The organism is Plectonema radiosum NIES-515 (assembly GCF_025753815.1).
Lineage (GTDB): Bacteria > Cyanobacteriota > Cyanobacteriia > Cyanobacteriales > Nostocaceae > Hassallia > Hassallia radiosum_A.
In genome coordinates this window covers 30,314-39,647 of the sequence record NZ_JAOWRF010000296.1, presented here as the reverse complement: position 1 = coordinate 39,647, position 9,334 = coordinate 30,314, and the positions used below count along the sequence as shown (strand labels likewise).

Here is a 9,334-nt window from a genome sequence, read left to right as displayed (position 1 = left end):
GGGATGGGGGCAAAGAAGAATTATTCTCCAAGGAGTCCCTTGTTTCCCTTGTTCCCCTTGTTCCCCTTGTTCCCCGTTGTTCCCCGTTGTTCCCCATCCCCAGTCCCATACCCCAGTCATTTTGTTTATATACAATTGACCCTCATATCCTTCGGTTTTGGTTAATTTCTCCTAGCTCCACAACAAAATGCTAAAGTTGAAAATGATTGGTGTGAAACACGCCCTAACTGGTTAAACCAATTGAAAATCCCCAATCATACTAGAAAAATTTTCAGTGTGAGGGGTTGCAAATGGTTAGCGAGATTCAAAAGTGGGTCAACACTGTTTCAATGGAAACCAATTCAGTTATACTAGCCGAACCACGTTGGCATGGGTTTTTGGAAAACTTGGTTTAGTACTCCCGAAGCTGTAGCGTCATCTAGGACGAACTCCTTTGAAGAGATGAGCGCGGAAGTTGTAGGCAATTCTAGCTCCAATGGCGAAGGCGTTACTCCTCCGAAGGAGACTCGCATCGTTTTTAGTACAGAGCGAGATATTGACTTGTATGAATTAGAAGAACTCTGTGATGCCGTCGGTTGGTCGCGTCGTCCTTTGAGAAAAGTGAAAAAAGCGATCGAGCATAGTTTTCTCGTAGCCACAATGTGGCAAGTGCGAGGAACCCAACGACGGCTAATTGGTTTTGCCCGTGCTACCTCAGACCACGCTTTTAATGCCACTATTTGGGATGTGGTAGTTCACCCGGACTTTCAAGCTAAAGGACTGGGTAAAGCACTGATGAAATACGTACTCAAAAAACTCCGGAGTGAAGAAATTAGCAATGTTACTCTCTTCGCTGACCCTCATGTTGTCGATTTCTATCGGACTATGGGCTTTGTTGCCGATCCTGAAGGTATTAAAGGCATGTTTTGGTATCCTCAGTAATCCCTGATCTAATAAATATGCTTGCTAACAAAAAGTAAGCTATGATTGTAAAAGACTATTTTTATCAGAGAACCAGGTTGGGTTTAACTTATTTATCGGTGTAAATACAAAAATTTGTATTTACATTTGAAAAATTATTTGCAAAGTAGTTTGAGGATGAAATAAATTAATTAAACAACCAGAAAATCTGATATTATGTTATAGTTGCTATGCGAAAGCAAAAACATGGTAACTTACCAAGGTTTTGCTTTTAAACAAAGCAATTATGCTTGATTAAAATTAAACCACTTTAAATAGTGGATAATTATATCCGGGATGTAGCGCAGCTTGGTAGCGCGCCTGCTTTGGGAGCAGGATGCCGCAGGTTCAAATCCTGTCATCCCGATTTGATAAAGCAAATTAAAAAATCTTAGATTTATTAGCAGAATCTAAGATTTTGATGATTTCTTAATAAAAAATAAAAACTTCCTGAGAGTTTTACTAAAGGTTGGGTAAGTGTTGTATTCCAGAAAAAGGTATTAGTTTTATAATATTTTAGTAGTAACAATACGTATTTTATTTTGCTGGTTCTCTGCTTTTAGCAGATTTTAAAGCCTTTATGTTAACTGGGGCGGTAAATGTTGAATTATTTCGTTTGTAAGTTTAAGCACATACTAAATTAAAATTAGTGGAACGATCCATTAGGCAATGGCGTCAACTATCCTCAGAAAAGACAATAAAATGGCATTTATCGCTTTAAAGGTAGAGGACATTTTTTGCTGCTTGTAAAAAGCCTAACTTTTCACGGTATGTGGATTCATAATGTGGGGTTATGAGGGATTAGTTTTTCGGAAATTTGCTTTGATTGGGAATTTTTCTGATTTTTTTCTACACCCACATCTACTACTGAGAGTTTCCAGATTTCGTCGTTAGGTAGAAAGTGGCAGCAATCAATGCTAGTACAGCATTTCTTTGTGAAAAGCAAGGCGAAATTAAGAAAACATCACTGTCAATTGGCGAAGACGATACTATAACTAAAACAAGTTGGTTCTGTGCCAATCCAACCAAAGTCTCGACTTAATTAAAGTATTGATGCGAGGAAAAGTCATGAAATCATTGGTTCGCTGGGGCGCAACATTAGGATTAATTGGGAGTACACTGCTCTCGACGGTATTTGTGGGAAATCTCCCAGTGCTGGCATTGACAGAACAACAGGTCAAAGAAAAACTCGATTCAGTACCGGTTTATTTAATCACTAACTCCCAAGGTTTACCTTTAAGCCGTCCTATTCCTGAGGGTCAAAATGGGCAAAAATCCACTGGTTCTGTGACTGGTGTTTATCTGAGTCGGCAGGAGGCTCAGTCCTTTATTAAGGAATTACAGAATCTTAAAGGCAAAGACCCGAAAATGGAAGAAGTGGTCAAAAGCTTACAAGTGACGGCAGTGCCTTTAGGGGTAATTTATCAGCAGCTGCAACAAAGCAAAAATCAGCCAAACCGCCTTCTATTTGCCTTTAAACCTGTGGATACGGAGGTAAAGGGAGCGATGGACTTGCTGCGTCAAAGCGGTCAGCAGGTAAATCAATTTAAGAGCGTGCCTGTTTTTGCTGTCAGGTTTTCACCAGAACAAGGATATGTACCAATTCAACTAAAAACTGACAATCAGCAACTTATTCCTTTGTTTTTAAGCAAGCAAGACGCACAAGGTTTGTTGACTCAGGTGAAGCCAAAGTTTCCAAAAGCTGATATTCAAGTAATTGATGTAGACGGTGTAATTAAAACTTTGCAGGATAAAAACGATAACTGGCTCTCGCAAGTTGTTTTGGTACCATCCCCAGAGTCGAGAGAATATATCAAGACACTTCCCAGAGAAGGAAATAAGCCTGCTAATACTCCAGCTCGTGGGGGTAATAAGCCTGCTGCGGCTCCCAAGCGTCCTTAACGTCCTCACCATGACAGATACACAGCCAACTCTAGTTTCTGGTTTACAACTTTGGCAGTGGCGCAATGCAGCAATCAAGGCAGCGATCGCAAGTGATGTTTCTGTTTTTGAGGTAGATTGGTTACTACAAGAGGTAGCTGATTTAGACCGCTTGGCATTGCGTTTGGACTCTTATAAAGATTCATCGGCGATCGCCCTCAAATTACCTTTAGAAGATTTAGAGCATCTTTGGCGCAGACGATTAAATGACCGCTTGCCAGTGCAGTACATTGCTGGAGTTACACCTTGGCGAAAGTTTAAAATCGCGGTGTCGAATGCGGTTTTGATTCCCAGACCAGAAACTGAGTATTTGATTGATTTGGCTGTGGCTGCTAGCAAGAAAAATCCGCTGTTACAGCAAGGTAACTGGGCGGATTTGGGGACTGGTAGTGGGGCGATCGCTTTAGGATTAGCAGATGTCTTTAAAGCAGCAACAATTCATGCTGTTGATTGCAGTTCAGATGCTTTGGCGATCGCCCAACAAAACGCTTTAAATTGCGGTTTGGCTGACCGCATTCGCTATTATCAAGGTTCTTGGTGGGAGCCGCTAGAATTGCTCAAAGGTCAGTTTAGCGGTATGGTGTCAAACCCGCCTTATATCCCCACCAGCACCGTCTCTACGCTACAACCAGAAGTAGTTGACCACGAACCACATCTAGCCCTGGATGGGGGTGCTGATGGCTTAGATTGCATCCGCCATTTGATAGATATTTCTCCCACTTATTTACGACCTGGTGGCTTGTGGTTGGTTGAGATGATGGCAGGACAGGCGGATGCAGTGCGGGAAATGTTGCAAAATCAAGGTAGCTATTATGAAGTTGAAATTCATGCCGATTTAGCAGGAATTGAACGCTTTGCCGTTGCAAGAGTGTTGTTAGACCGAACCTAAACCAGACTATAGAACGGGAGCATCCCAATGAAAGCCGCAATACCCACTTTGTGGGTATCGCTATACGCACAAAGCGGGTATTGTCGTAGACAAGGCAGGCTTTGTTTATTGAGCCAGCATTTCTAACCTGTGGGCGTTTTTGCCAAATTGGGATGCTATGGAAGTAGGTGACAAAGCTTTTTTATAAGTCCTGAGATTTTAAGAGTTGAAGTTAAAAGTCAAATTTTCCCCTAACTCAGAGGGGATTTTGATCATTTCACCCCGGTCACCTAAGCGTCTACGTGCCTCAAAGAATGCTTGTTCCATACCTTGAGTGTAATCCAGCAAAAGCAACTTATGTTCTAGCTTTACACAGCTTTCTATTTCATCAATTAATAGTCGTTTCCATTTATCGATCATTTCCCATTTCACTCCTACACTCGGCATGACCATCACACATAGAGGCACAAGTTCCTGTTCCACAGGTTTTATATTTTCCTCTAACACACTAAGCCATAAGTAAGCTTGGAACATATCTAAGTCTCGAAGACAAGAATGTGCGACATCTGGATCGCTCAATCCACCTTTTCGGCTACGATGATCGGGAAATAATTGTAAAAGTCGGCAGTAAACTGTTGAACTAATCTCAGAAGCTACAGGAAACATTTCCTCAACTAAATTTAAGGCTGGAGAACCTAACTCATGTTTAGCTGCTGCTGCACAAACTCGGTGCCAGGGAAGAGCGACTTCTTCTTCAATAAACTTGAAGTAGGGACACAGTAGAATTTTCTCTGCTGCTGTCAATTGATTGATAAGTAACTTATTACTGAAATTGAACAGCGTAGTTAGAAAGCCAACGACGCGCCAATCATTTGCCGTTATGTGTTGGTCTTGATATTTCAGTAACAATGGTTCTAGCTCATTTGCCAGCTTTTCTATATTTGGTATTGCTGATAATGAAAGAGAGACCTGGTTATAAGCATTTTCTTTTGTGATTTGTCTGGTTATAGGAGTGACAATCAGACCAGACTGCTGTTGATACATTTCCAATGTTTTTTGATACACCTGTGCGGCAACTTGATTTATTCGCTGCCCCAATTGAGAATCAATAATTTCAGGAATATATTCATAGAGGGATTTCGTCTGTGTCGCTGCTTGACTGTTTGTGCGATATAGTACATTGTTGCATAATTTAGATGCGGTTAACGCTCGAGCTTCTGGCAAAGCTGCTTTCATCAATTCTCCATAGAACTTGGGATTTTTGGATAAAGAAGATACGTCAACTGTGTAACGCTCTGCCCAAATCTTAACCAAGTGCTGAAGGGAGGGGGTTTTAGAATCGCTGGTGGATAATAACATGATATTAACTTGCTCTTAATGATAAAATATAAATTATAAATACCAAACTTTAGACCTGTAAAACTTGAATAATTATGTTATTTGTATAAATTTTCTATGAGAAAAAGTAATAGTGCAATGCATTATTTAAAAGCTGAATAAAATCTATTTTGTCAATACGCCTAAATAAATACATTAGGTGATTTATTCAAATAATCTTACCGATTAAGAAGGTGAACAGCCGTTCAGCCTGATGATGGAATGAAATTGTGTGGTAATTTTTATTTTGGAAATCACCTGAAGTCTATCAATAATGAAAATCATGTAATACCATTTCCTTCCGTATGAAGATGCGCCTAAGAGCGCCCACGCAGGTGTTCCTTGCAGGTGTAACGCCCCAAGCTAAAGCGCCTGAGGGGGTTATGTGCATCACCTAAAATTGGTATAAGGAGTTGGTCTATGCTTAACAATAGACATATTATTCGATTATTATTATTATTTTTACAAAATGACTAAAACTGTAATAAAACCCTAATCAACAATAAAGAATGGAATTATTTGGCGACTAAGAAAAGTCGTAGATGAAGCAGGAAAAATATTTACAGTTATTGATTTGATGACCCGTCTACCTGTTGAAAGTAATCCCTCAGTCTCTGAAACTAATAAAATAAATATAAGGTTAATTAATATGACCCAAGTTTCGCTAATTGATTTGATTGCTGGTGCCTGCGATGGCTTTTTAGTAAGCTTTCCTACAGATACTGTTCCCGCACTCGCAGCGCTACCAGAAAAAGCAGAATTAATTTTTGCCGCGAAGCAACGCAGCCAAGATAAACCGTTGATTTTGATGGCGGCAGATGTAGAAGATTTGTGGTCTTATGTTGTAGGTAGTGATGAAGAGTATAAAATTTGGCGCTCAGTCATGGAGAAGTATTTGCCGGGAGCGTTGACATTGGTGTTACCAGCGTCAGGGTGTGTACCAAAAAGAATGAATCCTACGGACTCAATGACAATTGGGATACGAGTACCGAACAGTGCGATCGCTCAAAATATTTTGGCGCAAACGGGTCCCCTTGCCACTACAAGCGCTAATGTATCAGGTCAACCGGCTTTGCAGACAATAACAGAAATTGCGGCTCAATTTCCCGATGTTCTGACTTTAGCAGAAACAGAATGCCAAGGAGAAATACCAGGAATCGGTGTACCTTCGACTGTTGCTCAATGGACTGGGAGCAATTGGCAAATTTTGCGACAAGGTGCGGTGAAATTAGAGTTATAAGCGAGAAAAATTACTTCAATAGCTGTGAGATTGTTTTATAAAGTAAATGTTGAAAACCCCTGATAAACAGCAACGTTGCTCAGTAAGTGGGATATTCAAATCTCTCCTGTTAAATTAATCAAGCGAGTTAGATTAGTACGTGGTGCCGATGGCTATTACTGCCAGTTTGGTGTTGATGTTGAAGTTAAAGAGATTCAACCAAAAACAGATAATAAACTCGGTTTAAACGTGTGAATTGAAAGCTTTTACACCGATTTAAACGGGCATCAAGAACCAAATTAAAAGTTCTCGATCAAAGGCAAGAAAGCGGTTAAACAAGTTCCAGGTCTCATTTAAAAAAAAGTAAAAGGTTCCAGAGATTTTGCTGGTAAATTTGGTAAATTAGCCATTGCAGTAGCACCACATTATACATCACAAATGTGTTCAGAATGTGGTGCAATTGTGAAAAAATGTCTATCAACTCGCATCCATATATCTAGTTGTGGATCTGAGTTGCACAGAGATACAAACGCGGCAATTAATATTTTAAGTCTTGCAAAACAAGTTAGGGACGGGCAGTCCCAATGTAACGCGCTTTAGAGTCGTAACCTCTACTTTGGTTGTCAAAAGGCAGTCTAAGCAAGTTGCGTCTGTGAAACTAGAATCCCCGTCTATAAGTGAGCGGGGAGTGTCAACTAATATCTTTGGGCTAAATTTTGGCAATGGCAAGTTAGAATTTCCACAAGGAAGTCAAAATCAAGGAATATGCTGAGTGATAGGAATGGGGCAGTTTTGTCAAATGGGTGCTGAAGATAAAAACTGCTGGTTTTATCTTCAAATTTCAAATAAATCACAAAACAGAAAAATCTTTACCTACAGCTTAGGATTGACGGACTCAAAACTTGGAAATTTTGCTTCGCTTTTGTTGATGGTTAATTAATAACTTGATATTGCCAAATTTATGGATTGGAGTAACTGGGTATATTTGGGAGTGGGAATAGTATTGGGGCTGAGTTTGAGTGCGTTATTTCCACAACGGGAAACGTCCTCTAGCTCATCTGTAGTGCTTAAACAGGATGTATCAGCACTTGAGCAAGAAATGAAGCGTATAATGCTGGCTTATGAAATGGCTAAGGAAATGAGCCAGTTTAAAGCGGGATTTTTAGCACGGACTACCCATGAATTGCGATCGCCTCTTAATGGTTTAATTGGTTTACATCAGTTAATTTTGTCGGATTTATGTGAAGATGCGGCAGAAGAACGAGAATTTATCGCCCAAGCTCACGAACGAGCGCTAAAATTACTCAAGTTAATTGATGAAATTCTCAAAGTTTCCAGGACAGAATATGGTAGCAACAAGTTAGATATTCAGCCCCAATCTTTAGCGGAAGTTTTGCAGGAAGTTCATAGCTTAACTTATATGCTGGCGGCAAATCGCAATTTTACCTTGCAACTTTTGCCACCCGATCCAGAAATTTATGTTTTGGCAGATCCCCGCTGGCTAAGGCAAGTATTGCTAAATTTAGTAGATACTTCAATTACTCAGATGGAGGAAGGCAGTATTTCTATTTCAACTGCTTCTTCACCTACAAGTAAATTTATTCATATTTGCTTGGATGTGCCAACTAGTGCTATCCCGACAAGTGAGCCAATAGATTTAATTAAATCTGAATATAAACTGCCTGATACTGACAAGCAAAATGCTCGTTTTTCGCCGGGAATGAGGCTATTACTAAATCAAACTTTGTTGGAAGTGATGGGAGGAAAGTTGGAAATTATTTCTTTTGTTACCAATGAATCAACTGAGCATTTTAGCAGGCTACAAGTTTCTATCCCCCTGATGATTCCTGAAGCTGGATTTCCGGAGTCGGCAAATTAAGGTTAGGTTGATTGCATAACACCATCGTGGTGCTGGAATTGCTCTGGAAACCAATTTTTTTGTAGAATCCCTGTTGGTGTGTTGTCATCAGATACACACGCTCAACTCTCTGCATGTGCGGATGACTCAAAACCGTTTCTACCAGTTTGCTTCCCAGTCCAGTACTGCGATAGTCTGGGTGAATCACAACATCCCAAATTGTGGCACGATAGATACCATCGGAAGTTGCCCTAGCAAAGCCAATGAGTCGTTCTTGAGTGCCGACAGTAATTACTGGTTCACTGTTAGCGATGGCTATGCCTATATCTTTTATACTGCGCCCTTTTGCCCAAAAAGCGGCAATATTAAATAGCTCTTGGAGTTGGTAAAGGTCAATTTCCGACTTGCGATCGCTAAATTGAACTTCAGTATAATTCATGGCATCGCACCCAATTTCAACGGTATATTTGCTCTTTTTAACTCATATCATGGAAGCGCAAATCACACATACTGTAGAGACGTTCCACCGGAACGTCTCTACGACGGTTACTGTTAATTAAACGGACATGATATCAGGTTTTTTAAGATAGCTATAGTAGTATATAAGATTGAAAACAATTTATACTGACTATCTCGAAAACAGATTTTTCTATATATCTCCTGTCGTGTATATATTCCAACTATTTTCAAATTTTATACTTCAATATTTATTGACAAATCCACTTCCACAGTGGATGACTCGATCCTTGCTGACGTATCCGACAAACTTGTTTTTCTAAACGTTGCTGTTCTTGGTGTGGTAAACCCATTAAGATATTCCGACTTTGCCAAACTAAAACAGCAGCAGTCATCCCGATACAAAAAGCTAAACCAATGGTAGAAAATGGATGATAAATAAGTCCATATCGCACCGCCACCCAGGTAAAATATTGTTGCCACAGAACAATTTCTTCACGCAAAGACCACAAGCAAATCGGCGCAAGGGTGAGCCACAAAAATATACAGAACAACCATCTACCGTATACTGTTAATCGGTGTAGCCTTTGCACTTGTTGAACAAAAGATGGGTCTGTAATTGGCAATTTTTCAAATTTATCCATAGGCTAGGGGGAAATGGGAAGACAAGGATAAC

The 9,334-nt window shown here is 40.1% G+C and carries 9 protein-coding genes, 1 tRNA gene and 1 pseudogene; 8 read left to right on the top strand and 3 right to left on the bottom strand.

Going from position 1 to position 9,334, the window contains the following annotated elements; genetic code table 11:
* The first annotated feature begins 369 nt into the window (after positions 1-369).
* The 4 genes from OGM63_RS20695 (at position 370) to prmC (ending at position 3,769) form a co-directional block, all read left to right on the top strand.
* A complete protein-coding gene (locus OGM63_RS20695) occupies positions 370-921 on the top strand; it encodes a GNAT family N-acetyltransferase (protein WP_263747540.1) in 552 nt (183 codons plus the stop codon).
* 311 nt (positions 922-1,232) lie between these two features.
* Positions 1,233-1,306: transfer RNA gene (locus tag OGM63_RS20690), tRNA-Pro, on the top strand.
* Positions 1,307-2,007: 701 nt separating this feature from the next.
* On the top strand, positions 2,008-2,841 hold the full coding sequence (locus tag OGM63_RS20685) for a Tic22 family protein (protein WP_263747539.1): 834 nt from the start codon (positions 2,008-2,010) through the stop codon (positions 2,839-2,841).
* A gap of 10 nt (positions 2,842-2,851) precedes the next feature.
* Positions 2,852-3,769 carry a peptide chain release factor N(5)-glutamine methyltransferase gene (gene prmC / locus OGM63_RS20680; protein WP_263747538.1) on the top strand — a complete coding sequence of 306 codons (918 nt, stop codon included), beginning with the start codon at positions 2,852-2,854 and terminating at the stop codon, positions 3,767-3,769.
* Positions 3,770-3,967: 198 nt separating this feature from the next.
* Here prmC and OGM63_RS20675 read toward each other — a convergent pair whose 3' ends face one another.
* The gene (locus OGM63_RS20675) at positions 3,968-5,107 is read right to left on the bottom strand and encodes a hypothetical protein (RefSeq protein ID WP_263747537.1); all 1,140 of its coding nucleotides are present in this window, start codon (positions 5,105-5,107) and stop codon (positions 3,968-3,970) included.
* Between the two features lie 667 nt (positions 5,108-5,774).
* Here OGM63_RS20675 and OGM63_RS20670 point away from each other — a divergent pair.
* From OGM63_RS20670 to OGM63_RS20655, 4 genes and pseudogenes are all read left to right on the top strand, one after another.
* A complete protein-coding gene (locus tag OGM63_RS20670) occupies positions 5,775-6,365 on the top strand; it encodes an L-threonylcarbamoyladenylate synthase (RefSeq protein WP_263747536.1) in 591 nt (196 codons plus the stop codon).
* A gap of 75 nt (positions 6,366-6,440) precedes the next feature.
* Complete coding sequence (locus OGM63_RS20665; RefSeq protein WP_263747535.1) at positions 6,441-6,599, top strand: hypothetical protein; 159 nt, start codon at positions 6,441-6,443, stop codon at positions 6,597-6,599.
* 144 nt (positions 6,600-6,743) lie between these two features.
* Positions 6,744-6,944 (top strand): annotated as a pseudogene (locus tag OGM63_RS29940) (zinc ribbon domain-containing protein); the annotation flags it as partial.
* A gap of 361 nt (positions 6,945-7,305) precedes the next feature.
* Positions 7,306-8,223, top strand: a complete 918-nt coding sequence (locus OGM63_RS20655; RefSeq protein WP_263747532.1) for a sensor histidine kinase — start codon at positions 7,306-7,308, stop codon at positions 8,221-8,223.
* Here OGM63_RS20655 and OGM63_RS20650 read toward each other — a convergent pair.
* Both OGM63_RS20650 and OGM63_RS20645 read right to left on the bottom strand, forming a co-directional pair.
* Positions 8,174-8,641, bottom strand: coding sequence for a GNAT family N-acetyltransferase (locus tag OGM63_RS20650; RefSeq protein WP_263747531.1), 468 nt, complete (start codon positions 8,639-8,641; stop codon positions 8,174-8,176). The genes OGM63_RS20655 and OGM63_RS20650 overlap by 50 nt on opposite strands.
* A 268-nt stretch (positions 8,642-8,909) precedes the next feature.
* The gene (locus OGM63_RS20645) at positions 8,910-9,302 is read right to left on the bottom strand and encodes a hypothetical protein (RefSeq protein ID WP_263747530.1); all 393 of its coding nucleotides are present in this window, start codon (positions 9,300-9,302) and stop codon (positions 8,910-8,912) included.
* Positions 9,303-9,334 lie beyond the last annotated feature (32 nt).